Origin of the sequence: Cupriavidus sp. D39 (assembly GCF_026627925.1) — a bacterium.
Lineage (GTDB): Bacteria > Pseudomonadota > Gammaproteobacteria > Burkholderiales > Burkholderiaceae > Cupriavidus > Cupriavidus ulmosensis.
In genome coordinates this window covers 240757-266598 of the sequence record NZ_JAPNLE010000009.1, presented here as the reverse complement: position 1 = coordinate 266598, position 25842 = coordinate 240757, and the positions used below count along the sequence as shown (strand labels likewise).

Below are 25842 nucleotides of genomic sequence, written 5' to 3'. Positions count from 1 at the left end.
GAGAAGCAAAGTCGATACCATGTGCAGTGCAACATGCGCGCGATTGCGGGCACGGCGTTGTCCGGCATGGCTTCATGGGCCGGCAGGCGCTGCTGCCGGGCCGCGGCTTGTGCAATGCGCTGCGCGCCGCTGTCCCGCCATGGAACACGCAGCAGGCGCTCACGCCAGGCCTGTCCCGTTTTGAAACAGGCGATCAGCCGAAGCCATGCTCCACCGCATAGCGATGCATTTCCACCCGGTTGGCCAGGCCCATCTTCTTGCGGATCAGCGTCTGGTAGTTCGCCACGGTCTTGGTACTGAGATAGAGCTGGGCGGCCACTTCCTCGATGGCCGTGCCACGGGCGAACAGGCGGAACAGGTCGAACTCGCGCGGCGACAAGGCCAGGTGCGGTGGTGGTCGGCTGCCGGCATCGACCATGCCCGCCACATCGTCGGACAGCACCTGCCGCCCCTGGGCCACCTTGCGCACGGCGTCCACCAGCGCTTCCGGCGCACTGCTCTTGGTCAGGTAGCCGGCGGCGCCGGCCCGCATGGCCTGGCTCACGATGGCCGCGCTGTCGTGCATGCTGAACACCAGGATCCGCAACGCGGGCACCCGCGCGCCCAGCCGCTGCAGCACTTCCATGCCGCCGCGCCCTGGCATCGACAGGTCCAGGATCAACACGTCGGCCGGATACTGTGTCAGCCAGGCATAGGCGGCGTCGCTATCGCCGAACTCGGCCACCACGCGCACGCCCTCCTCCAGTTCGAGCAGCCGCCGGTATCCGGTGCGCACTACCGCGTGATCGTCGGCAATGACAACGTCGATGGTGTTCATTCGCTATGGCTCCCATGCAGTTGGGTTGGCTGGGCAGCGGCTTGCGGCGCGAGCGGAAAGCTCGCGCTCAGGCGGCAGCCCGGCGTGGCAGGCCGGGTCGTCGGCGCCGCAACCGGCTCGATGCGCAGCGTGCCGAGATGCGCCCAGGCGCGCTCCTGCATGCCCTGAAGACCATGACTGCGTTGCAGCGCCGCGGCGATGTCGGCAATGCCCTTGCCGTCGTCCTCCACACTCCAGCGCACCTCGCCGCCCGCCGTGGCGGCAATGCGGATCGCCACCCGGCGCGCGCCGGCATGGCGCATCACGTTGGTCAGCGCTTCCTGCGTCATCCGGTACAGCGTCAGGACCAAGTCGGGACCCGGCGCCGCGCCGCCAAGCGCCACCTCGCAGTCCACCCGCACCTGCTGGCCCGGCTGGCCGCGCCAGGCCTGCACCAGGTCTTGCAGCAGGCGTTCCACCGAGGCCAGCCGCACGTCGGGCTGCACGCCGTGCGGCCGCAGCCGGTGCAGCAGGTGGCGCACCTCGTGCTGGATCCTGGCGCAATGCCCGGCCAGGTCATTGGCCACGAGTTGCAGCACGGGCTCATGCACGCTCTTGCGCACCAGGTAGGCGGTGTCGGCGCGCATCACGGTGAGCACCTGGCCGAACTCGTCATGCAGTTCCCGCGCCAGGCGTGCGCGCTCGTTTTCCTGGGCAGTCAGCAGCTTGCGGCTCAGGGCGCGGCGCTCGGCCTGGGTTTCGTCCAGCGCGCCAGCCAGGTGGTTAAGCGCACGGCGGATCTGGTCCATTTCGCGCGTGCGCATGGACGGCAGGCGCACGCTGTAATCCTTGTCTTCGTAGCGCCGGATCGCGTCCAGGATCTGTTGCAAGGGGGCGAGGGCCCGTCCCAGAGCCCGGTGGATGCCAAGCAGCAGCAGCGTGCTGTAGACCGCAAGCACGGCGAGGTTGCCCGCCATGTCGTCGCGGGCTTCCTGGATTTCACTCTCAGGATTCCAGCGCAAGGCGGCGCGGTAGGCGGTGCCGTCGCGGGCGCGGATCTCCCAGGTGCCTTCCAGCCGCGCCGCATCGGCCCTCGGGCTCGCAAGGGCGAGCAGGCGGCCCCAGGTGGAGCTATCCCGTGGCTGCGGCGCGCTCACCAGCACCTGGCCCGTGGCGTCCTCCAGATGCAGCCACAAGTGGCGCATTTGCGCCGAGGCATTGATGGCGCGCAGGGCTGCAAGATGCCCCTCGCGTTCGGCCGGCGCCGCCACCTGCAAGGCCGAGAGGCGCGGAATCAGTTGCGCCATCGCGTCGGCGCCACGGCGCTCGTCGCCGATGGCGCGCACCGCGAGCCACAGCGCTACCGCCAGCGCGCAGCACAGGCAGGCCGCGCAGATCCAGATGGCACGGTTTAGACATCGTCATGGCAATGACGCCTCCCAGAAGGTTGCAGTGGCCGGTGGACATCGCTTGGCGGATCGGGAGGTCTTCCCGAAACCCGAGGTACGGAACCTGCTCCCTGTCCCTCAAGTTGTTGCCACCAAGCCGGCACCCAACGCAGGTGCCCCGGCCGATCATTCCGAGGAGATGCAAGATGCCAGCCAACCTACCCCCGCCCAGGCGCAGGGCCGTGCCGGGAGGCGCTACCCTGCGCCTGGCGCCGCGCCGTGGCGCGCTTTGCCGCCGCGCGGCCACCGCCATCGCACTGGCTGTGGCACTGCTGGCCGCCCTGCCCGCTGTTGCACAACAGGACAATGGTGTGCAAATCGGGGACAATGCCACGCTGCCTGAAGTGATGGTAGTGGCAACCGCGCCGCTGCCGGGCATCGGCGTGGACCGCGATCTGGTGCCGTACACGGTGCAGACGGTCAGCGGCGACGACCTGAGCGGCAAGCGCGCCGGCACCCTCGCCGAATACCTGGCGCGCTACCTCACCGGTGTCAACGTCAACGACATCCAGGGCAGCCCCTTCCAGTCCGACCTCACCTACCGCGGCTTTCGCGCCTCGCCGATCCCCGGCGCGTCGCAAGGCCTGTCCATCTACCTGGACGGCATCCGCGTCAACGAACCCTTCGGCGACGTGGTCAGCTGGGACATGATTCCCGAGGCCGCGCTCGAGAGCGTCTCTCTGGTCTCCAGCGCCAACCCCGCCTACGGCCTCAACACGCTCGGCGGTGCGCTGGCCATGACCACCCGCTCCGGCCTGACTTCGCCCGGCTTCACCGCCGACCTGTCCTATGGCAGCGGCAACCGCAAGCGCGCCGACCTCTCGGGCGGCATCCGCAGCGGCAGCGGCTGGCACGCCTTCGCCGCCGGCACCCTGTTCCAGGAACAGGGCTGGCGCGATCATGCCGAAGGCCGGCTCGGCAACCTGTTCGTCAAGGCCGGGCATGAGGGCGAGACCACCAGCTGGGACGTGTCCCTGCTGCACGGGCGCAGCACCCTGATCGGCAACGGCCCGGTGCCGAGCTACCGCGCCGGCGGCAATGCCCTGCTGCCCGGCCTCTATGAAAGCAACCGCGCCGCGGCATACACCTACCCGGACAAGACCCGCAACCAGGTCACCCAGGTAGCCCTCAACGGCCGCCACTGGTTCGACGACAAGACCAGCGCCGCGATGCTCGCCTACGTGCGCACCAGCCGCCGCGACACCACCAACGGCGACATCAACCCGGACTACGACGCTTACACGGAAGACTGCGAAGACGGCTTCAACGCCGACGGCAGCCCGCGCAAGTCCCGCTGCGGCTTCACCCGGGCCGAAGGCGCCGCGCTGGACCCGGCGGTGCTCAACACCACGATATGTGGCAGCAATCCATCGGCGTGGCGCTCAGCGCGGCCAAGGAAACCGAGCACCACCTGCTCAACGCCGGGCTGACCTTCGACCGCAGCCGCCTGACCTACTCGCAGTACGAGCAGCTCGCCACCTTCACCGACGACCGCGGCGTGGTCGCCGACCCGAACGCGCCCAACCAACTGTTCTCCGGCGTCAGCGGTACCTCGCGCGCGGTCGGCCTGTACCTGTCCGATACCTGGTCCTTGACGCCCAGCACCTTCCTCACCGCCTCGGCCAGGTGGAACCACGTCACCGTGAGCAATACGCTGCGCAACAGCGACGGCAGCGAGCAGCCGCAGGAGAGCTTCACCTACCGCCGGCTCAATCCCGCGCTGGGCCTGACCCAGAAGCTGGGCGGCGGAGTCTCGTTATTCGGCGGCTACGCCCAGAACAACCGGGTGCCGACGGTGCTGGAGCTGGGTTGCGCCGATCCGGCCCAGCCCTGCCGCCTGCCCGCCGGCCTGCAGGCCGACCCCTACCTCAAGCAGGTCGTGTCGCATTCCTACGAGGCGGGCGCGCGCTGGCGCCCGTCGAAGGACACCGAGGTGTCCGGCACGTTCTACCGCATCGACAATCACGACGACATCCTGTTCCTGCGCGCGCCCAACACCCAGCAGGGCTACTTCGCCAACTTCGACCGTACCCGCAACCAGGGCTTCGACCTCTCCGCGCGGCAGCGCCTGGGCGACTTCACGCTGCGCCTGGGCTACAGCTATCTGCAGGCCACCTACCAGGCCAACGGGCAGCTCGCGGTGGGAGAGCGCACCATCGACGTCAAGCCGGGCATGCGCAGGGCAGGCGTGCCGCGGCACACCATCAAGCTGGGCGTGGAGTGGCAGGCGCTGGCCGGCCTGACCCTGGGCGCCGACCTGGTTGGCGTGTCCAGCAGCCCTGCCAACGGCAATGAAGACGGCCTGCGCGCCAACCCGCAGCCCGGCAAGGCGCCCAAGTACGCGGACTGGAGCACGCCCGGGTACGCGACGGTGAACCTGCGGGCGTCCTACCGCGTGAACAAGCACTTCGAGATCTACGCGCGCGTGGCCAACCTGTTCGACCGCCGCTACGAGACCTATGGCCAGATCTCCAACGACCTGTTCCCCAACGGCAACCTGCTGCGCCCGCACGTGACGCCGGAGGACAACGCCAGCGCGCTGTTCGTCGCCCCCGGCGCGCCGCGCAGCGCCTGGGTCGGGGTGGTATATCGCATGTAGCCAGGCAGCTACCCCGCGCCACCGAATCGCCGCCAGACGGTCGCCCACCTTGATCGCCAATCCGGCGCGGCAACGCATTGCCAAGGGTTGCAACCGAGATTTCTTCGACTCGACTGTCAGGTGGCGTCCAACGCGACGAAGCGGCTGATCTTGGAGCGCCTTGTTTCGTTTGCGGTGATTCTCTCGAACATTGAGCCCACCCGGTAGACTGGAAAGCCGGAAACTCCCCCTAGGACTTGGGAGGCAGGGAGCGATAGGCAAGGATCCAGGTGCAGATCGGCGGGGCCGATGATGGGGAGCGAGCAGCTGATACTCCATTTTTGCTCAGACGTATCTATAATTTATCGCCATGAGCAAGGTTTATCGGATCAACGAATTCGCAAAGCGCATCGGACGGGCTCCCAGTACGGTGCGCCGCTGGGAGCGCGAAGGCATCCTGGCGGCTAAGCGCCTGCCTTCCGGACATCGGTACTTTGACGAGTCCGATGTTCGGGCGATGCTTGGCGGCGGGCCTGAGAAGCGATCGACAATCGTGTACTGCCGCGTCAGTAGCGCTGGGCAGCGCGACGACTTGCGATCTCAGGTGGCGGCGATGGAGGAATACTGCCGGGCTGGCGCAATTGCTGTTGACGAGTGGATTCAGGAAGTCGGCGGCGGCATGAACTTCAAGCGCAAGCGTTTCCTCGTGCTGATTGAGCGCATCCAGCGTGGTGAGATTGAGCGAGTTCTCATCGCCCACAAGGACCGGCTCGTTCGCTTCGGATTCGACCTGCTCAACCATCTTGCGCGCGGGAACGGTTGTGAGATCGTCGTGGTTAATCAGGAATCGCTGTCGCCAGAGCAGGAAATGGTTGAGGACCTGCTTGCCATCGTCGATACGTTCTCATGCCGCCTGTACGGGATGCGCAAGTACAAAAAGCAGATCAAGGAAGACTATCCGGGTAGCAAGGTACCGAAGGAAATTCTGGAATGACAACCGTCACCCGCACTCTCTATGGGACGTCGTCGTGCGTGCCTGCGCTTCGCGCGGTGTGCAGGGCGACGGCGTTCGTCCGAGCGGACCTCTGGCGTCGCTACGGCGCGCTGGGGAACGTCGGCAAGAGTGCGGCCGACATCCGCAAGGAAGTGACTGCTGGCGGCTGGTATGCGTCGCTCGCGGTGGACGGCACGATCCGAGCCGAGACCACGAAGGATGCCGTCAACGACATCCTGACATACAAGGCGGCCGCATGCGCGAAGGTGCGACAAGCCATCGCGAAGCGGACCTCCGACGAGGCAGAGCGAAAGCGGCTCTATACCCTGCTCAAAAGTGACAAGTGGCTCGAAGACAAGTACCTGCACCGGATGATGCGCAAGTACTTTCGGCACGGCGTTTCGCGTTGCGACAATCAGTTCATCGTCCGCTCGGACAAGCATCAGAGCCGCGTCAGAGACGGGCAGCTGGTCATCACCATCCACATCGCCAGGCAGTATGGCCCTTCGATCGAGCTCACGACGAACAGCAACGGCAAGAACGTGGACCTCACGGGTTGCAACCTGCGTGTGATCGTGAAGGGTGACGCGGTCGAAATCCACTATGCTACTTCGAAGGCCGAAGGGCGCCCCTGCGGTACAGGGGAAATTGGTGTCGACAAAGGCTATACCGAGGCCTTCGCCGACTCCGATGGCGAGCGTCATGGTCAGACCTTCGGCGCCGTGCTGAGCGCTTACAGCGACCAGGTTTCGAAGACCGGCAAAGTACGGAACCGGCTGCATGCCCTCGAAAAAGCCCATCGCAAAGCTGGTCGCATCGCCAAGGCCGAGCGCATCAGGAAGTGCAACCTCGGACGCGTGAAACTGCAGGCGCGCAGGGACCGCACGAAGCAGCGGTTGCGCACGATGGCCTACCAGTCCGCCCATACCATCGTGGACAAGGCGGCGGTGGTCGGTTCGGAAGATCTGACGTCCCCCATCAAGGGGAGGAGTCAGTGGCGGAACTACAACCGCCGCATGAGCGCATGGGCCAAGGGTGTACTGGCTCAAGCGCTCGATGAAGTTTGCACGCAGCGTGGGGCGACGCACGTCGTCGTCAACGCCGCCTACACGTCGCAAATGGACTCGTTCACGGGCTTGCTGCAAGGCAAGCGCGAGGGCGACAAGTTTTACCGTGCCAACGGGGACGTTCTTCAGGCGGATACCAATGCAGCGCGGAACGTGCGGGACAGGATTCACGACCGGGAAATGTGTGCCAAGAACGTGAGCATCAGCTGACCGATGTTCTCGATGCTTTACTGAAGATGAGGGACGGCCCCTCGAAGTCGGCTTGCAGGAGCAGGCTTCAAACCGCCACAAGCTGCGTGGGTAAAGAGCCCTCGTGGTGAGCGTTGTTGGAAAAGTCGGGGGGAACCCCGGCAGGTGGGAGTCAAAGAGACGAACGCGAGTGAACCGCTGATGACGTGTCGTAATCGTGATAATCGATGTCAAAACCGGGGGGATTTCCTGCTCCGGGACAAGTTTGGGCGATGCCTGCTGACGGCCCATTCGGCATCCGGCATAAAGGCGGCGTGACTTTGACTCGGGCTTCAGTAAGGAACTTGGGAACCTGTCGTCCCGATGCGAAGGGAGAAATCCAAGCGGAAGGCCTCCGCAAGGATGAGAGTACCGATGCGGGGCACAGGGGCGGAGACGTCCGTAGTAGGGCTGAAGGTCCTGTAATGGGGCTGGACCGAAGGGGCGTCATCGTCTGGCTTTGTGCTGCGGGCAACCCGCGAGGGGAGGACCCGCATGGATAAAGCAAAACCGTTTTGTATTTCCAAACGTGAGGTGTGGGAAGCATATCAGCAGGTGAAGTCCAACCGTGGGGCGGCAGGCGTGGATGGACAGTCGATGAAGGAATTCGAGACGGATTTGAAGAACAATCTGTATCGGATCTGGAATCGGATGTCCTCCGGCAGCTACATGCCGCCGCCGGTGCTACGGGTGGACATACCCAAAGCGGGAGGTGCGGGAACGAGGCCGTTGGGAATACCCACGATCTCTGATCGCATCGCTCAGACGGTGGTCAAGCGATATCTGGAGCTGCTCGTGGAACCTGTGTTTCACCACGACTCATACGGGTATCGTCCCGGACGATCGGCGCATCAGGCGCTCAACGTGGCTCGGCAGCGATGCTGGGAGTACGAGTGGGTGCTCGACCTCGACATCAAGAATTTCTTCGGTAGTATCGATTGGGAACTCATGATGCGCGCGGTGCGCTGTCACACGGACTGCGCGTGGGTGCTGCTGTATATCGAGCGTTGGCTCAAGGCACCCGTGCAAATGCCTGACGGGACCGTGGTGCACCCGGACAAGGGCACGCCGCAAGGCGGTGTCATTACGCCGCTTACAACGTTGCATACTTTTCACTCCGTCGTCTGAATCATTCGAGTTTTCGCTGTCAAAAGCCCCAGGCTGTGGGTCAACCCTGAACACAACGACGATTTCATCCTTGTGGATTTCGACGCGCTTGACCAGACCCAATACGATCCTGCGCTTTGTCTCAAGATCAATCGTGTCCAGTTTTTCGGTGACGGCGCCTGCAAATTCCTCGATCCGATTGATGACCAGAAACAGCTCGCTTTGCACCGCGCCTTGCTGCCTGGATTCAAGGATCTGCTGGTCAATCTGCTCAAGCCGATTCCTCAACTGCTGCATCTTCGGTTCGAAGTCGGACTTATCGAGGATGCCGTCCGCATAGCTATCGATCAGCCGGGACTTTCCCTTCTCCAGCTGCAGCCGCTGCTTTTCAAGGTTGCTTGTGTCGAAGGCACTCTTCTCGTTGCGCTCCATCATATCCAGTCGACGCTCATATTCGCTCTTCAAGCGTTCTGGATGACTGAGCAATTCCACAACCTGCTGCCATACCAGCTCATCGAGCCTGTCTGTTCGTACCTGCAGATTGTCACAGATGCGGTGGCCACCGAAACGGTAGGCATCAGTCCCAACACAGCGGTAATAGGCGTAGTCCCGCTGATGCCCCTTAGCTGCAACCTTGCTCACCTTCTTGGCGTAATAGGCGTAATGGCACTCGCCGCATACCGTCAACCCTTGCAGCAGGCGTAGCGGTGCACTCTCGCGCCTCTGGCGCGCCAGCTTGCGGTTCTCGGCAAGCTGTTCCTGAGCCGCCTGGAACAGCCCCTCGCTCACGATGGCCGGCACCGGAATCTCGATCCAGTCCTGCGGTTCGGTTCGTGTTGTCGAGTACGGCTTTCTGGGCACGTCAGCACTGTGGCGCTGGGCGCGCACGCGTACCTGCAGGTGATCGCGCGACTGCGTCTTGCCGAACGCAGCTCGCCCCATGTACGCAGGATTGCGCAATATGCCCCACACCACACTACGGTCCCAGTATGGCTTGCCCGACGCTGTCACGGTACCCGACTCGGCAAGGCGGCGTACCACATCCCCTATGCTCAGGCGGTCCATCCCCACCCACTGGAAGATCGCCCGGACCGTTGCAGCCTGGGGCAGTTCGATAACGTACCGGGCCGGCGTTCCGTCGAGTTGCCGGCGAATGTAGCGGTAGCCGTAGGGCGCCCCGGACAGGACATTGACACTGCCGCGTTTTGCGCCGTGAAGCTTGCCACGACGGTGACGCTCGGCGATCTTCGCCCGTTCGTATTCTGCGATCATGCCCTGCATCTGCAATAGCAGCGACTCTTCCGGCGTCGTACCGATCGCGTGATTGAGGAAGACCACCTGGACACCGCAGGCGGAGAACTCTTCCATCAGCAGCGCCTGGTGCGCATATTTGCGCGCCAGCCGGTCCGGTGACAGGATGTACAGCTGATCGATCGTACCGAGCGCGGCACAGTCCCTGAGGCGCTCCAATTGAGGCCTGATCAGCGTCGCACCGCTCACGCCAGCGTCAACGAAACACATGTCGTCGACGATCTGCGCGCCGTCAGCTGAAATACGCTCCTTCAGTGCAGCGATCTGGCTTTCAATGGTGCCGCGTTTGTTTTGCTGTTCGGAGGATACCCGCGCGTAGAGTGCAACCATCGCAGCTTTGCTCATCGTCTACCTCGCTTGATGGTCGCTTGCTTGGACTCTGCAGACCACGTAGCGGACGGCTGTGCCGTCGCGCGTGCTTCGATCGGACTAATCTGCTCGTAAGCCTTTTGCAACTGCTCTTGGGCATAGCGGTTCGGCTCGAAAGCCAGACGCACGCTCCACTTTTTACGTCTTCGGGTCATCGCTGCACCTGCCTGTCAGCGGGAGCGACCGTCTCAAGGACAAGATCCACATTGACGTCAGCACAGCTTCTGGACCAGGGCGCCAGACACTCCCTCGAAATGCGCAGGCCCAATTTTATCCGGCAGTTTGCTCTATTGTTGGTGGCGTTGTCAGTCCGGTGCTGGCTAACCTGTTTCTCCACTATGCGTTCGACCGGTGGATGCGCAAGCATCACCCGGACGTGCCATTCGAGCGCTATGCTGATGACGCCATCTGTCATTGCAAGAGCGAAGCGCAGGCGCGAGGGCTCAAGCAGGGGCTGGAGATGCGGCTGGCCGAATGCAAGCTGGATCTGCATCCGGAAAAGACCAAAATCGTGTACTGCAAGCAGGCCAACCGGCAGGCAAGCTATCCGCTATGTCAGTTCGACTTTCTGGGCTATACGTTCAGACCGCGAAGTGTCAGGAATCGGGTGGGCAAGTTGTCGGTCGGCTTCTTGCCTGCGGTCAGCAACAAGGCTGCGAAGGCGATGCGGCAGGAGCTGCGTCGCCGCAGTGTGTTGCACCGCTATGACCTGAGTCTGACTGAGTTGGCGGACCGAACCCGTCCGACTTTACTGGGTTGGATTCAGTACTACGGTCGATTTTATCGGTCTGCGCTGGGACAGGTGCTGCTTGCGGTCGATGCCGCGCTGGTCCGCTGGGCCCAAAGGAAATACAAACACCTCAGCGGTCGGAAGGTGCGTGCAGCGGCATGGCTGAAAGACGTCAAGTCTCGGCAGCCAGGCTTATTTGCGCACTGGGCCATGGAGACCACGGTTGGACGATAGGAGCCGGATGAATCGAGAGGTTCATGTCCGGATCTGTGAGGGCGTGAGGGTGCGATTCCCTTGCGCTACTCGACTACCCGGTATATGCCTCACCTCCAGGTGAAGCAGATTCTGCTCGCGCGCTCCTCCGGCGCAACTGAGCGTCAAGGGGCTTCAGTTGGGCGGCGCAAGCCGCGTCAACGAAGTGCGGATAAATCCAATGCTCAACTTTGAGCAGATTTTATGGAACAGCAATGCAAGGTAGGCGTAGCAACCGTTAATGCGAGCAGCTTTGAAGGCCCTGCTGCCGCCTATTCAAGGTAGCGAGTCGCGATTTGCCCGGTGGATTCTGGCATGGGATGAAAGCAGGAATGGTGAACAATTGTGAGAAATGCCTGTGCACCTCTTGGGACCGCGGCATTGAGACAGTCTCAATCCGCTTCAGCCTCGCATACCAAGAATCTACCTTTCCCATCGTGCTTTGCCCCATATAGCGCAGCGTCGGCGCGAGAGAACAGTTCTGCGGCAGTCTGACCGGCCGCAACCCGACCACTGTCGCGGCGGCGCAGCGCTATGCCAACGCTTGCGCGAGCCGTCACCTGATACCCCGGATAAATGTAAGGGTGGGCTGAAAATTCCATGATGGCTTGTGCAACCCGCTCCGCTTCATCCGAGGATTTGACATTGTCCAGAACGACGGCAAATTCGTCGCCGCCGATGCGTGCGGTGGCGCCCGCTTGCGGGACAATCAAGGCGAGCCGCTCGGCGAAAGTAACGAGCAGCTTGTCCCCGACCGCGTGCCCGTAGCTGTCGTTCACGCATTTGAATCCGTCCAGGTCCACCAAAAGGAGCGCCATCGAGCTCTGGTTTTGGTCGGCACGCTTGATGGCCGCGGACAGGTAGCGATCAAAGCCTTTCCGATTGAGAAGTCCGGTCAGATGATCCGCAAGGGTCAGTTGTTCCAGCCGGTTGACCTGCGCGCGCTCCACTGTCACATCTCTCACGAAGACGTGCAGGCCTTGCACGATGTCACAACCTTCAACCAGAGCCGGCTGACAGGTGATCTCAAGGCATTGATATTCGCGAGTGTCACGGGGAACCCGATCAAAGGTCAGGCTCTCCCCAGCATAAGCGCGGTCCAGGTAGGGTTTCATCTCGGCATAGGCGGGCGCACCCCACAGTTCTTGCATGGAAAGCCCGACAATGCTGGCAGCCGGCAGCCCGAATCGGCGCTCGTAAGCTGTGTTCACGAAGACATAGCGTCCCTGCGCATCGACGTAGGAGATGAGGTCCGGCACCTGGTTGGCGATGGTTTGGATGCGCCTCTCTGATGCGTGCGCCTCCTCCTTTGCCTTTTGCAGCGCCGATTCGCGCTCCACCAATTGCCTGATAACCCGCGAGAAAGTGATTGTCAGCTCGCTTACCTCATCGCGCGGTGTTTCGGCTTTGGGTAAAAGCTCATTGAGGTTGGCAGGGTTCCGCTGGATCGCACGATGCAGCCGCTCCAGCGGCACCAGCAGGTGCCGGACCACGATCCACATCAGGCCAACTGCAACGAGCAGGCCGATACCTGCCGCTAGCACAACCTTGCGACGGACTTCGGTCAGCGGCGAGTACGCTTCTTTGGCGGGAAGCGTGGCCACGAGTTCCCAGCCGTTGGATTTGAGCAGGTACCTTGCAACGATTGGCTGGGTCGGCTGGAGAATCTCGAAGGGGGAATAAGCTTTTTCCGTGCCGCAGGACTCGCCCACGGCGCTAGCAATTTTCATCAACTGCGCCCGGTCGGCATGCATCACGTAGCGGGGATTCTGTCCGGACGACACCAGGCAGAACATGCCGGTGGCACCCACGCGATTGCGCACGACGTCCAGCAAGAAGTTGTCGCGAAGCAAGTTCAGGCTGCCGATCACGATGGCTCGCAACCGACCGTCTGGCGAGCGAAGTGCGACGGCAATCACGAAGCCCGGTGCGCCATTGTTGCGGCCAATCAATGGCTCGGAGAAGAATGTGGATGCACCTTGCACTATGCCTTGCACGTAGTCCCGGTCCGCCAACTGAAACTGCTGGCCGGTTGGCATGGCCGTGTTGAAGGCGAGGCGGCCATCCGGCCAGATCAGCGATACCGAGTTGAATGCCTCGGGTATGGAGGCGGCCTGGCTGGCAAACGCCTTCAATTCGTCCGGCGAACGCTCCAGCATTGGCGCCAGTTGTCGCGCGAGGGTGCGCAGCAGGACGGCACGTCCTTCGAACTTCTCATTGAGTTGCTCAGCGACCAGCTTGACCTGGGTGTACTGCTGCGCTTGCAGCAGCTCTTTCAGGCTGGTATAGGCGTAATACTGTGCGATCGCGGCCAGTGCAACGCTGAACAGCGACACCACCAGTGCCGTCGCCAATGCCGCGCGGTTTTTCAAGGTCCAGCGCACGAGATGCTCTTCTTTCAGATCCCGGGTTCATCCCGAATCGCGGTCGGGACCACCATCACCGGGTTGTTTGCGCCGAAGTCCCACGCTAGCGACATCAATCGCTCAGTGCATGGATGTGCCTAACATAGGACGCCGTGCGGAAAAGGATCGAAGATGTTATTAAATCCGCACATGCTCCAAAGACGATCCTAGACCTGCCGCCCCGTTGCTCGCGGACCTTCTCCGAAGCTCAACAGCGTCATTGGCTTGATAACGGCAGCGGGAGTCCGAACTTTAGGCGTGCCGCTCGGTCATCCAAACTGGATGAACTTGGTCGATGCATCCCGCCGCACAGGGCTGATCGAGGGCATGGCGAGCGTGGCCGTGCCCTACTCGGAACGTAGCGCCTCCTGCGGATCCAGCCGCGCAGCCTTGCGCGCCGGGAGGACGCCGGCAGCCAGGCCGACCACCACCGCCACCAGTTCGGCGAACACGGCATACGACCACGGGGTGTGGACCGGCAGAGCCGGCAACGCGGCTTCGATCAACAGGGAGAGGCTCCACCCCAGCAGCAAACCCGCCATGCCGCCGACGGCCGCGAGCACTGCCGCCTCGCCGAGAAAGAGCAGCATGACGCGGCGCCGGGTTGCGCCGACGGCGCGCAGCAGGCCGATCTCCGAAGTGCGTTCGGACACCGCGATGGTCATCATGGTGAGAATCCCCACGCCGCCGACCACCAGCGAAATGGCACCGATCGCCGCTACCGCGAAGGTGATGGCATCGAGCACTGCGCCGAACACTTCGAGCATCTTTTGCTGCGCCGTGACGGTGAAGTCCTCAAAGCCATGGCGCGCGCTCAATACGTGCTTGATGCCTGCCTCCACCTCGGTGAGCGGCGCAGTCGGGTCGTAAGTGACCTCGATCTCCACCAGGCTCTCCCGGTTGAACAGGTCCAGCGCCCGGCCGGCCGGTATGTAGACGGTATCGTCCAGGTCGAAGCCCAGCATCTGGCCTTTGGCTTGCATCACGCCAATGACGCGGTAGCGTTCCCCGCCGACGCGGATGCGTGCGCCCAACGGGTTGTCGCTGCCGAAGAGTTCGCGCGCCACGGTTGCGCCGAGTACGGCCAGGGTCCGCGCGGCGCGCGGATCGTCGTCGGGCAGGAACTGGCCGGTGGCCACGCGCATGCTCAGCGCCTCGGTGAAGCGGTGCCCGACGCCATACAAGGTGACGCGGCGGCTCTTGCCGAGGTAATCGATCTCGGCATTGCCTTGCACCAGGGGATTGGTCACGCGCACGTGGGGGGCATGGCCCAGGGCGATGGCGTCGTCGATGGTCAGCGGGCGCACCGTGTTGATCGACCCGAGCGAGGCACCGTGGGTCTGGGTGCGCCCCGGTGTCACGCCGATCAGGTTGGTGCCGAACTGGGTGAACTCCTGGATCACGAAGCGATGCAGCCCTTCGCCGATGGAGGTCAGCAGGATGACCGCGGCAATGCCGACGGCAATGCCCAGCGCGGTGAGGAAGGTACGCAGCCGGTGGGCGGCCAGGGAGGCGAGCGTAAAGCGGATGAAGTCGGCGTAGCGCATGGTCATCTCCGCGACAACGCCTGCACGGGGTCGAGGCTGGCCGCGCGCCGTGCCGGCACCACCGTGAACACCACCGCCGTTACCACCGCAGTGGCTGGTGCCGCCAGCAAGGCCCACCAGGGCGCGGTGAACGGGATCGCCGGATAGATCCGGGTAGCCAGGCTGCAGCCAGCCTGCCCCACCGCCAGGCCCGTCGCGGCACCGCCGAGCGCCAGCAGTGCCGCCTCGGTGAGGAAGAGCAGCCGGATATGGCCGGCGGTCGCGCCGAGTGCCTTGAGCAGCCCGATCTCTTGCCGCCGCTGGGTCACGGCAATCAACATCACGTTCATGATGAGAATGCCGGCCACGGCCAGGCTGATGGCGGCGATGCCGCCCACGGCCAGGGTGAGCGCCCGCAGGATGCGGTCGAAGGTGGCGAGCACCGCGTCCTGGGTGATGACGGTGACATCGCGCTTGCCTTCGTGGCGCTGCCGGATGATCTCCTCGGCGTCGGCCTTGGCGTGCGGGATCTGCTCGCGGCTCCTGGCTTCGATCAGCACGCGGAACAGCGCGTCGGTATCGAACAGGGCCTGGGCCGCGGAGAGCGGCACGATCACCATCTCATCGGTATTGAAGCCCAGCGACTCGCCCTGCCCGGCCAGCAGCCCGATCACGCGGAAACGCCGGTCGCCGATGCGCAGCCATTCACCCAGGGCCGGGCGCGCGCCGAACAGCTCCGCCGCCACCCTGGTGCCGATCACGCAGACGGGCTGGCTATGGTGGGGGTCGCCTTCTGGCAGGAAGCTGCCCTGGGCCAGGGCCATATGCCGCACCGCCAGCAACTCCGCGGTGGAACCCAGCACCGGCGCTTCGCGCCGGCGCGCGCCCACGCGCAAGTCACCGTCGCCGACGATCAGCGGCGCGATGCGCAGCACGGCAGGACTGCGCTTGAGCGCAAGCGCATCGTCCAGCGTCACGTCGCGCGTGGTCGCGCCCAGCACGATCCCGGGTGCCGCGCCCGCCGTTTCGCTGCGCCCGGGCAAGACGATGACCAGGTTGGTGCCCAGCGCGCCGAACTGGTTGACCACATACAGCCTGGCCCCCTCGCCGAGCGCGCTCACCGTCACCACGGCGGCCACGCCGATGCTCATCGCCAGCAGCATCAACAGGCTGCGTGCGCGGTTGCCGCGCAGTACCTGCCAGGTGAAATCGAACACGTCGGCGATGCGCATGTTGGCGGACCTATCGGGGGTCGGTTCGGGGCTGGGTTCGGGGCGGGCATTGGGGCTGGTCGCTGACGATGGCGCCATCCACCATGCGCAGCTGGCGTGCCGCGCGGGCACCGAGCTCCGGATCGTGCGTGATCAGGATCAGCGTTCCCCCTGCGCGTGCAAGCGTTCCAGCACCGCCAGGACGTCCTGGCCCGTCTGCCGGTCCAGGTTGCCCGTTGGCTCGTCGGCTAGGATCACCGGTGGATGCATGGCCATGGCGCGGGCAATGGCAACCCGCTGGCACTGACCGCCCGAGAGCTGGTCCGGCCGGTGCCCGGCGCGGTCCTGCAGGCCGTATTCGCCAAGCAGCGCAGCCAGGCGGCGGTGGCGCTCGGCCGGATCCATGCCCGCCAGCACCATCGGCAGCTCGATGTTGCCCGCGGCAGACAGCCGCGGCACCAGGTGGAAGAACTGGAACACGAAGCCCATCTTCTGGCGTCGCAGCCGGGCCAGTTCGTCGTCCGGCAAGGCGGTCACGTCGCGGCCGTCAAGCGCATAGGTGCCGGCATCGGCGCGATCGAGCAAGCCCAGGATATTGAGCAGCGTGGACTTGCCCGAGCCCGATGGGCCCATGATCGAGAGATATTCCCCCTGCGCCACCGCGAGGTCGATGCCGCGCAGCGCATGCACCGTCTCGCCGCCGAGCGCAAAAGCGCGCTTGATGCCCTGGAGCCGGATCATTTCGCCGTGCCTCCCGCGGGGGCCGGCTGTTCTTCGACAGCGGCGGCGCCAGCGCGGACACCGCTGCGGTCCAGCGAGGTGACCACCCGCGCGCCGCGCTCCAGGCCCGCCTTTACCTCGGTGAACTCCCAGTTGGATAGCCCGGTATCGAGCTTGCGCGCCTCCAGCTTGCCCCCGGCGGTCAGCACCAGTACCGCATTGCCGGATCTCAGGGCCGTGGTGGGGACGCGCAAGACCGGGTCGTGCGCGTCGGTCACGATCTCCACGTCCGCGCTGTAGCCGACCAGCAGGTAGTGCGCCGGGTCCGGGTTGTCGAGTTGCACCTCGACCTCGACGGTGCGGGCCTGCTTCTCCTGGGCCAGCACATAGGGCGCGACGCGCCGCACCTTGCCCACAAAGTGCTTGCCCCGATAGGCGTCCAGGGTGACCCGTGCCGGCATGCCCACCCGCAGGCGCGCCGCGTCGATCTCGTCGATCGGGGCCGACACGTAGAGGCAGGAGTCGTCGATCAGGTCCACCGCTGGCAGTGTCGGGATGCCGGGCGGCGACGGCGTCAGGTACTCGCCTATTTCGCCATTCACTTCGGCGACCACGCCGTCGAAAGGCGCCTTGAGGACCGTGCGCGCGATATCGGCGCGGGATCCCGCGATCCGCGCACCGGCCTCTTTCACCTGGGCCTTGGAGGATTCGCATGCGGCGCTCCTGGAGCTGGCGTCGGCGTCGGCCCGCTCCAAGGCCTGGGAGGAAATAAAACCCCTGGCCACCAGCCCGCGCGAGCGCCTGGCGTCGCTGGCCGCCACCTTGGCCAGTTCGCACACTTCGCGCACATGCGCCGTGGCCGTCAGCAACTGCTCCTGGGCAAGGCGATCGCGCGCGAGCAGGTCCTCGTTCCAGAGTTCCAGCAGGACCTGGCCAGTCTTCACGCGGTCGCCCTTGCGGATTTTCAGCACCTCGATGCGCCCTGCCGCCGGCGGCGCCAGCTTTGCCCGCCGGCAGGCGGACACCGAACCGGCCCGGGTATTGGCGACCGTGGCCTCGACCCGCCCCGTGTCGACCCTGGCTGTCTGCACCGCCACCGGCTCGGCCCGGGTCGCATACCAGGCTGCGCAGACGATGAATGCAAGCACCGCGGCGGCAGCCGAGAGGCGGATGGCAAGCCGGCGGCGCGTTGCCCGGTCCGGCGCTGAGGGGGAATGGTCTGTCATGGGGTAATGAGTAGCAAGCCTGGTCCGCATTGCGTTGGACACGACGATGCACTCTCACCACTAAGAATAGGCAGACATGTGACGAACTGGAACCCTGCGGGCAACGGTGTGCTTTTAAGCCTTGCGCGTCACCAAGAGGATTGCAAAGCACCCTCGTTATCGATGTGACGGATGCAGCTTGCCGCCCCGCGCAAGCGCCGGGGCAAAAAGGAGCAGACGAAGAAGGCGCGTGCCGTGCCGTTTCCGCTACTGGTGGCGGGACTGCTGATTTCGTCGGGCGCTTCAGAGCGCGGCATCGACCACCAGCGAAGCCCTAAGCTGGCGAATCCGTCGGTCAACGAAATAGCCGCCGCCCTCGACGTAGCGCAAGAAGTGGCGGCCGCAAACGGTACATTCCCAGACGTCGCACCGGTTATATGGAAAATACCGCGGGGCGATCGGCGCAGCCGGAGACCAGAACTGCGTGCGGTCCGGATGGTATTCGTCAAACGTCGGTTCGTCGTTTGATTCATCGTCAGCCGCCCGCAGCGTGCCGGCTTCGCGGAGTTGTTCCTCCGGATAGGAGACGGGCTGGCTTTCCCTAGCAGACGAAAGCGTCTTGCAGCACGAGCACGCCTGCGCCACGCTCTCTGAGCGAACGGCAAGCGCCATCAGGGCGGGGTAATCGAGGTACGGCGGCATTTGGGCCATGGCTCATTGTTGGCGGGCATTGGCAATGCGCACCATGCCCGCGTGGTCTCGGATAAACGGCTTGGTCGACGGGCCAAAACAGTTGACGTGCTGACTTCCCTCTCGATTGCCAGGCCACGGAGTCAATGGGCCCGCGTCATATCAGCCGACACCCTCTTCCGCGGTCGAACAGGAAGACGCCATCGTTGTCAGCGCCATCGTTGCCAGCTTTTTCGCATGCCTTCTGTCTTGATGCGTGTCGGCGGGAAGGATAGCATCCGCGCGACAAGGGTCTCGGTGCGCTGCAACCTATGCGAATGGCATACGGTGCCTTGACATCGTGGCCCACCGGGTAAGTTGGGAGGGACCTGCACTCGCGTTCCCATCGCGATGCCCACCGAGCAGTTGTCCCTTTTCGAGCGTCATGCGGGCGGCGATCGACCGTCGGCTGAGACGAAGTGGCTCCCGCTCCGAAGCGCACCACAGAAGTGCATTAATAGTCATAATGAGTACACAATGGCTGCGTAGCATTCCGCCGATCCCAATGCCACCGGCCCTAGCGCCAGCGCCTCATGTTTCCTCCAAGCTCCCTCCGTGCCCTGACCGCCGCGCTGATCGGCGCCATGTTGCTGACCGCCTGCGGCGGTGGCGACGATGCCACCACCTCCGCGCTCGCGCAGCCGCTGTCGATCCCCGCCGCGCCCAAGGACCTGGGCTTCGCCGACTCCGCACCGGTAGCCGACCGGGCCGCCGTGCTGCCCTTCGTGGACTACGCCTACACCAACCAGCGCGGCGACGCGCGCTACGCCACCAAGGAAACCAACGCCGGCGTGCGCGTGCTGACCGGCTTCCTGGACCTGTGGAAGCCCCCCACGCTGATCGTCGATGCCGGCGTCACCGCGGCCGCCAACGGCAGCTTCCCCGCCGTGGTCGCGTCCAGCTGGACCGGCATCCCCGGCGACAGTACCGACGGCACCATCCTCAACGCCAGCGTGCTCGGCGCCAACATCCAGTACGTGGCCAACGTGACCGCGCAGCGCACCGCCGCGCAGGAACTGGCCGCCTACCTGGACGACCGCCGCAACAAGGGCTACAGCGTCAGCGACGGCCTGGGCCCCCTGACGGCCACCTGGCAGGCCGCCGCGCAACAAACCACCACCATCACCAGCATCGCCGGCGACGCCACCACCGTGCTGTACAACGACGGCGGCAACAACGTCGGCGTGGGCGGCAGCACCAACGCCAGCTTTGGCACCGTGGTGGATTTTGTGAGCAACATCGGCGAGAACGGCTCCACCGAGCCGGCCAAGCGCTTCTACAAGTACGCGCGCCCGTGGCGCTGGAGCAGCAGCGTCAAGGTGGTCCCCGCGCTGGAGCCGGCCAAGAGCGGCACGCCCGCCACCGATGGCGGCTTCACCAGCGGCCACACCGCCGAAGCCGTGCGCGACGCCATCGCCATGGCCTACGCCGTGCCCGAGCGCTTCCAGGAAATGGTCACGCGCGGCCTGGAACTGGGCGAGAACCGCATCGTCGCCGGCATGCACTCGCCGCTGGACGTGGTCAGCGGCCGCATGCTGGGCCAGGCCACCGCTGCCGCCAGCATCGCCACCGGCGCCAACGCCGCGCGCAAGGCCGCCGCTTATGACCAGGCCCACAGCACGCTGATGGCCGCGGCCAGGACCGACACCAAGCTGGCCTTCAACGACTTCGCGCACTCCGGCACCACGGCCACCGACCGCTTCGCGGACTACGCCACCAACAAGGCCAACTACAACCGGCGCATGACCTTCGGCTTCGCGCAGATCGCCGACACCACCAAGCCGGCGGTGGTGCCCAAGGGCGCCGAGGTGCTGCTGGAAACGCGCCTGCCGTACCTGGATGCCAACCAGCGCCGCGTGGTGCTGAAGACCACGGCGATGCCGTCGGGCTATCCGGTGATGGACGACGCCGAAGGCTGGGGCCGCCTCAACCTGTTCGCCGCGGCGGACGGCTACGGCGCCTTCAACGGCGACGTGGTGGTCAATATGGATGCCTCCCAGGGCGGCTTCAATGCGCTCGACACCTGGCGCAACGACATCGGCGGCGCCGGCAAGCTGAACAAGCAGGGCAGCGGCACGCTGCGCCTGGGCGGCCAGAACAGCTACACCGGCGGCACGCAGGTCGCCGCCGGCACGCTGCAGGCCCTCTCGGCCACCGCATTCGGCAAAGGCGACCTCTACCTCGGCGGCGGCACGCTGGCTTCCAGCGTCAACGCGCAGTTGGTGATCGCCGGCGCTTACACGCAGCTGGCCAATACCACGCTGCAACTGGACCTGGGCAGCGGCGGCGCCGGCCGCCTGGCGGTCAGCGGCATCGCCACGGTGGCGGGCGGCACGCTGACGGTGAACTTCAGCAGCGGCTTCCGCCCGTCGGTGGGGGACACCATCAGCCTGCTCTCCAGCGCCAGCCTGAAGGGCCAGTTCACCACCATCTCGGTGCCGGGGTACAAGACCACGGCCATCTACACGGCCACGGGCTTGTCGGTGCGGATCGACGGGACGGCTTGATATTGTGACAACGAAGAAAGCCGCCTTCGGGCGGCTTTCAGCCTGCCGACAAACCTGGTGCACAAGCCGAAGCCGCCGAACAGGCCAAAGCCGCGCGCCATGACGACGGCTGTCTCTCCCTCTCCCCTCAGGGGCGGGGAGAGGGGTGGCTTAGCAAGGAGCCACTTGAAGTGGAGCCCTCGGTTTTTTCCAGCACGCAGGCATAAACAAGCGCCCGCCCTCTCCCTCGGCCCCTCTCCCACAAGTGGGAGAGGGGAGCAAACCAGCGGCACAGAACGAAGCCGACGGATGGGCCAACACCCGCGAGCCATGACGACGGCTGTCTCTCCCTCTCCCCTCAGGGGGAGAGGGCCGGGGAGAGGGGTGGCTTAGCTAGGAGCCACTTGAAGCGAAGCCCGTGGTGTTCTCCAGTCGCTGTTGCTAGCGCAACGCGCCCCTGCTGGCCGGGTTCCCGCCAGGGAGACCGCGTACACCGGCTGGCCCATCCCAGCGCAATTCCCGATCCTCCCGGCACCAATACCCGAGGCACCGGGCCGCTTGCCGTCAGCGGCACCGCGAATGGGCACGCCCCCACCATGCCGCCGGGTATTGGTGCGCGCCCTCTTCCGCCATTCATCCCAGGCGGGCATGCACGCGCCAGACTGAGGCAAAAACGCGCCCAAAAGTTCGAAAAGCTACCCTCCCCGCGGTGGCACAGATACTGCTGTAGTACCCTATCGAACATATTTGAAATATGTTGCTAATATATTTACGAGCCCGGGGAACAAGCCGGGAAATGCGATCCGTCCACACCTGACACCGAAGGAGTTCCCATGAGCAATCCACGCTGGCAAGGCGTCTTCCCGGCCATCACCACCAAGTTCCACGCGGACGAAAGCCTTGACGCCGCCGGTACCGCGCAACACATCGAGTTCCTCATCAAGAACGGGGTCCACGGCCTCGTCACCTGCGGCTCGCTGGGCGAAGCCAGCACGCTGAGCCTGGAAGAAAAGCTCCAGGTAGCAGACATTGCCGTCAAGACCAGCAACGGCCGCGTGCCGGTGCTGGCCAATGTCTCGGAGACAAGCACAAGGGACGCCCTGCGCTATGTAAAGGCCGCGGTGGAGCTGGGCGTGGATGGCTTCATGGTCATGCCGTCCGTCATCTATGTGGCCGACGCGCGCGAGGCCATGCAGAACGTGCGCACCATCGCGCAAGCCGCGAAGAAGCCCGTCATGGTCTACAACAACCCGGTGGCTTACCGCGTGGACCTGAAGCCCGAACACATGGCGGAGCTGGCGGATTGCGAATGGATCGTCGCCATCAAGGAGAGCACGGACAACATCCGCCGCATCACCGACCTGCGCAATACGGTCGGCGACCGTTACCAGCTGTTCCTGGGCGTGGACGACCTGTCGTACGAAGGCCTTGCCCTTGGCTGCGACGGCCTGCTGGCCGGCCTGGTCACCTCGTTCCCGCGCGAGACGGTGGCGCTCCATGACCTGGTCAAGGCCGGCAACTACACCGAGGCCCTCAAGCTCTACCAGTGGTTCACGCCGCTGCTGCATCTCGATGTCTCGACCAAGCTGGTGCAGAACCTGAAGCTGGTGGAAACGCTGGTTGGCGTGGGCAATGAAAACGTCCGCCGCCCGCGCCTGCCGCTGGTGGGCGCCGAGCGCGAGGCCATCGAGCAGATCGTTGCCAAGGCGCTGGCCACGCGCCCGGCGAAGTATCAATCCGTGGCCTGAGGCCCGCATGCCGCGGCGTCCCGTCCCGGCCAGCGTCTTTCTCGCGCATCCGATCACTCGTTCATTCGACCCTCCGCATGACCCAGGACATCATTCTCGAGACGAAGGAACTCACCAAGGAGTTCCGGGGCTTCGTTGCCGTGCGCAACGTGGATCTGAAAGTCAGGCGCGGCTCGATTCACGCGCTGATCGGCCCCAATGGCGCAGGAAAGACGACGGTATTCAACCTGCTCACCAAGTTCCACATCCCGACGCAGGGCAGCATCCTGTTCAACGGGGATGACATCACGCAGGAGAAACCGTCCCGGACCGCGCGCCGCGGCATCGTGCGTTCCTTCCAGATATCGGCGGTGTTCCCACAGTTGACGGTACTGGAGAACGTGAAGGTAGCGCTGCAGCGCAAGCTCGGCGTCGACTACCACTTCTGGCGCTCCATCGGCACGCTTGGCGCGCTGAACAAGCCCGCGCATGCGCTGCTGGAGCAGGTCGGCCTTGCCGCCTTTGCTTCGGTGCTGGCGGCGGACCTGCCCTACGGCCGCAAGCGCACGCTGGAAATCGCCACCACGCTGGCACTGGACCCGGAAATGCTGCTGCTCGACGAGCCCACGCAGGGCATGGGGCATGAAGACGTCGACCGCATCAAGGATCTCATCAAGACGGTGTCGGCCAACCGCACCATCCTGATGGTGGAACACAATATGAAGGTGGTGGCGGACATCAGCGACACCATCACGGTACTGCAGCGTGGCGAAATCCTTGCCGAAGGCCCCTACGCCACGGTCTCGGTCGATCCGGCGGTGCGCGAAGCCTATATGGGGACCGAAGACCATGCATGACCACGCCCGCTCCGTGCAGCCGATGCTGTCGATCCGCAACCTTCACGCCTGGTACGGGGAGTCCCACGTACTGCAGGGCATCGACCTGGAAGTGATGCCCGGCGAGTGCGTGACCCTGCTGGGCCGCAACGGCGCGGGCCGCACCAGCACGCTGCGCGCCATCATGGGCCTGGTAGGACGGCGCACAGGGTCGATCCAGCTGGCGGGCAAGGAAGTCATCGGCCTGCCGCCGCATAAGGTGGCGCACCTGGGGGTGGGCTACTGCCCGGAGGAACGGGGCATCTACGCCTCGCTCAGCGCCGAGGAGAACCTGACCCTGCTGCCCAAGGTCGGCAACGACGGCATGTCGGTCGAGCAGATCTACGGCATGTTCCCGAACCTGAAGGAGCGCGCCGGCAGCCCCGGCACGCGGCTCTCCGGCGGCGAGCAGCAAATGCTGGCGATGGGCCGCATCCTGCGTACCGGCGCCAACCTGCTGCTGCTCGATGAGATCACCGAAGGCCTGGCCCCGGTCATCGTGCAGAAACTGGGAGAGGTGATCCGCGAGTTGAAGGCGCGCGGCTTCACGCTGGTCCTGGTGGAACAGAACTTCCGCTTCGCCAAGCACCTGGCGGACCGCCACTACGTGATCGAGCACGGCGAGGTGGTGGAGGTGATCGAGCGCGCGGAGGTGGAGGCCAAGCAGGATCGGCTCAATGCGTTGCTGGGTATCTAGCGGCCGCACCCCGGATCCATCCGCAATCCATCCGCAATCCATCTGCATCCGGCTCGCATTCATCTCGCATTCAGTTGGCATTCAGTTAGTACGGCAGATCGTTTTTCCACGAATCCCCTAATGGAGTCAAAGTCATGAAGCTCAAAGAATTCGCGGCGGCCGCGGCCGCTTGCCTTGCCTGCACCGCGCATGCGCAGGTCAGCGACGACACGGTCAAGATCGGCGTGCTCAACGATCTCTCCGGCGTGTACTCGGACCTCTCCGGGCAAGGATCCGTGATTGCCGCGCGGCTGGCGGTGGAAGAGATGGGCGGCAAGGTGCTGGGCAAACCCGTGGAAGTGGTCTTCGCCGACCACCAGAACAAGCCGGACGTGGCGGCTAACCTGGCCCGCAGCTGGTTCGACCAGGGCAAGGTCGACATGGTGACGGACTTCCCCACGGCGTCGACGGCGCTGGCGGTGATGGAAATCGCCAGGCAGAAGAACCGTGTCACCATGCCCTCTTCCGGCCTGGCCACCGCGATCCTGGGCGAGAAATGCTCGCCCCTGAATGCGCAGTGGACGGCCAACACCTATGCGCTGGCGGCCGGCACGGCCCGGGCGCTGGTCAAGGAAGGCAAGAAGACCTGGTACTTCATCACCGCCGACTACACCTTTGGCCACTCGCTCGAACGCGATGCCACCCAGGTCATCAATGCCGATGGCGGCAAGGTGCTGGGCATGTCGCGCCACCCCTTCCCGGGCAATGACTTCTCATCGTTCCTGCTCAAGGCGCAGGCGTCCAAGGCGGACGTGATCGCGCTGGCCAATGCCGGCAACGACACGGTCAACGCCATCAAGCAGGCGAACGAGTATGGCATCACCCGCAAGCAGATCGTTGCGCCGCTGCTGACGTATATCTCGGACATCCATAGCATCGGCCTGGAGAAGGCGCAGAACATGTACCTCACCGAAGCCTTCTACTGGGACTACGACGAGCCGTCGCGCGTGTGGTCGCGCAAGTTCTTCGAGAAGGCCAAGCGCATGCCCACCGCGGCCCAGGCTGGCGTGTACTCGGCGACGCTCAGCTACCTGAAGGCGGTGCAGGCTGCCGGCACCGACGAGGCCAAGGCGGTGATGACGCAGCTGCGCAAGATGACGATCAACGATGCGGTGATCCGCAACGGCAAGCTGCGCGAGGATGGTGCGCTGGTGCACGACATGCTGCTGTTGCAGGTCAAGCGGCCGGCGGAGTCCAAGGCGCCGTGGGACTACTACAAGGTCAAGGCTGTGCTGAAGGGCCCCGACGTGTTCCCGCCGATCAATCCGGCCTGCCCGATCACCAGGTAGGCCAAGCGCGTTATCCGGCCAGGGCCCGGTGCGGGCTGGCTGGCCACTTGCCT

The 25842-nt window shown here is 64.7% G+C and carries 19 protein-coding genes and 1 pseudogene; 11 read left to right on the top strand and 9 right to left on the bottom strand.

The genetic code is table 11. From position 1 onward, the window contains the following. Positions 1-193: 193 nt before the first annotated feature. Together OMK73_RS12765 and OMK73_RS12760 are read right to left on the bottom strand one after the other, a co-directional pair. Positions 194-817 carry a response regulator transcription factor gene (locus OMK73_RS12765; RefSeq protein ID WP_267602382.1) on the bottom strand — a complete coding sequence of 208 codons (624 nt, stop codon included), beginning with the start codon at positions 815-817 and terminating at the stop codon, positions 194-196. Then, on the bottom strand, positions 814-2142 hold the full coding sequence (locus OMK73_RS12760) for a histidine kinase (protein ID WP_267602381.1): 1329 nt from the start codon (positions 2140-2142) through the stop codon (positions 814-816). The genes OMK73_RS12765 and OMK73_RS12760 overlap by 4 nt, the downstream gene beginning before the upstream one ends. A 248-nt stretch (positions 2143-2390) precedes the next feature. Between OMK73_RS12760 and OMK73_RS12755 the strand changes: the two genes are divergently transcribed. The 5 genes from OMK73_RS12755 (at position 2391) to OMK73_RS12735 (ending at position 8239) form a co-directional block, all read left to right on the top strand. Further along, a complete protein-coding gene (locus OMK73_RS12755; protein WP_267602380.1) occupies positions 2391-3674 on the top strand; it encodes a TonB-dependent receptor in 1284 nt (427 codons plus the stop codon). Next, the gene (locus OMK73_RS12750) at positions 3599-4843 is read left to right on the top strand and encodes a TonB-dependent receptor (RefSeq protein ID WP_267602379.1); all 1245 of its coding nucleotides are present in this window, start codon (positions 3599-3601) and stop codon (positions 4841-4843) included. Before OMK73_RS12755 ends, OMK73_RS12750 begins: the two co-directional genes overlap by 76 nt. A 349-nt stretch (positions 4844-5192) precedes the next feature. Beyond that, on the top strand, positions 5193-5816 hold the full coding sequence (locus tag OMK73_RS12745) for an IS607 family transposase (protein WP_267602378.1): 624 nt from the start codon (positions 5193-5195) through the stop codon (positions 5814-5816). Then, on the top strand, positions 5813-7093 hold the full coding sequence (locus OMK73_RS12740) for a transposase (protein WP_267602377.1): 1281 nt from the start codon (positions 5813-5815) through the stop codon (positions 7091-7093). The genes OMK73_RS12745 and OMK73_RS12740 overlap by 4 nt, the downstream gene beginning before the upstream one ends. A 513-nt stretch (positions 7094-7606) precedes the next feature. After that, the gene (locus tag OMK73_RS12735; protein WP_324291723.1) at positions 7607-8239 is read left to right on the top strand and encodes a reverse transcriptase domain-containing protein; all 633 of its coding nucleotides are present in this window, start codon (positions 7607-7609) and stop codon (positions 8237-8239) included. 483 nt (positions 8240-8722) lie between these two features. Here OMK73_RS12735 and OMK73_RS12730 read toward each other — a convergent pair. Then, positions 8723-9859 (bottom strand): annotated as a pseudogene (locus tag OMK73_RS12730) (recombinase family protein); the annotation flags it as partial. 196 nt (positions 9860-10055) lie between these two features. Between OMK73_RS12730 and OMK73_RS12725 the strand changes: the two are divergent. Next, the gene (locus OMK73_RS12725) at positions 10056-10862 is read left to right on the top strand and encodes a reverse transcriptase domain-containing protein (protein ID WP_324291808.1); all 807 of its coding nucleotides are present in this window, start codon (positions 10056-10058) and stop codon (positions 10860-10862) included. A gap of 410 nt (positions 10863-11272) precedes the next feature. On the opposite strand, the gene OMK73_RS12720 is transcribed toward OMK73_RS12725, so the two are convergent. From OMK73_RS12720 to OMK73_RS12695, 6 genes are all read right to left on the bottom strand, one after another. Beyond that, on the bottom strand, positions 11273-13264 hold the full coding sequence (locus tag OMK73_RS12720) for a diguanylate cyclase domain-containing protein (protein WP_267602376.1): 1992 nt from the start codon (positions 13262-13264) through the stop codon (positions 11273-11275). Positions 13265-13632: 368 nt separating this feature from the next. After that, the gene (locus tag OMK73_RS12715) at positions 13633-14832 is read right to left on the bottom strand and encodes an ABC transporter permease (RefSeq protein WP_267602375.1); all 1200 of its coding nucleotides are present in this window, start codon (positions 14830-14832) and stop codon (positions 13633-13635) included. A 2-nt stretch (positions 14833-14834) separates the two neighbouring features. Next, positions 14835-16043 (bottom strand): ABC transporter permease, encoded by a 1209-nt coding sequence (locus OMK73_RS12710; RefSeq protein WP_267602374.1) that lies wholly within the window; start codon positions 16041-16043, stop codon positions 14835-14837. Between the two features lie 138 nt (positions 16044-16181). Next, the gene (locus tag OMK73_RS12705) at positions 16182-16763 is read right to left on the bottom strand and encodes an ABC transporter ATP-binding protein (RefSeq protein ID WP_267602373.1); all 582 of its coding nucleotides are present in this window, start codon (positions 16761-16763) and stop codon (positions 16182-16184) included. After that, positions 16760-17968: an efflux RND transporter periplasmic adaptor subunit gene (locus OMK73_RS12700; RefSeq protein WP_267602372.1), complete on the bottom strand. Its 1209-nt coding sequence runs from the start codon at positions 17966-17968 to the stop codon at positions 16760-16762. The genes OMK73_RS12705 and OMK73_RS12700 overlap by 4 nt, the downstream gene beginning before the upstream one ends. A gap of 282 nt (positions 17969-18250) precedes the next feature. Then, positions 18251-18649: a hypothetical protein gene (locus tag OMK73_RS12695; RefSeq protein ID WP_267606349.1), complete on the bottom strand. Its 399-nt coding sequence runs from the start codon at positions 18647-18649 to the stop codon at positions 18251-18253. Between the two features lie 560 nt (positions 18650-19209). Between OMK73_RS12695 and OMK73_RS12690 the strand changes: the two genes are divergently transcribed. The 5 genes from OMK73_RS12690 (at position 19210) to OMK73_RS12670 (ending at position 25789) form a co-directional block, all read left to right on the top strand. Then, positions 19210-21183 carry a phosphatase PAP2 family protein gene (locus OMK73_RS12690; protein WP_267602371.1) on the top strand — a complete coding sequence of 658 codons (1974 nt, stop codon included), beginning with the start codon at positions 19210-19212 and terminating at the stop codon, positions 21181-21183. An 812-nt stretch (positions 21184-21995) separates the two neighbouring features. Then, a complete protein-coding gene (locus tag OMK73_RS12685) occupies positions 21996-22910 on the top strand; it encodes a dihydrodipicolinate synthase family protein (RefSeq protein WP_267602370.1) in 915 nt (304 codons plus the stop codon). 77 nt (positions 22911-22987) lie between these two features. Next, positions 22988-23746: an ABC transporter ATP-binding protein gene (locus OMK73_RS12680; protein ID WP_267602369.1), complete on the top strand. Its 759-nt coding sequence runs from the start codon at positions 22988-22990 to the stop codon at positions 23744-23746. Continuing rightward, on the top strand, positions 23739-24461 hold the full coding sequence (locus OMK73_RS12675; RefSeq protein ID WP_267602368.1) for an ABC transporter ATP-binding protein: 723 nt from the start codon (positions 23739-23741) through the stop codon (positions 24459-24461). The genes OMK73_RS12680 and OMK73_RS12675 overlap by 8 nt, the downstream gene beginning before the upstream one ends. Positions 24462-24595: 134 nt before the next feature. Beyond that, positions 24596-25789 (top strand): ABC transporter substrate-binding protein, encoded by a 1194-nt coding sequence (locus tag OMK73_RS12670; RefSeq protein WP_267602367.1) that lies wholly within the window; start codon positions 24596-24598, stop codon positions 25787-25789. Positions 25790-25842: the final 53 nt, after the last annotated feature.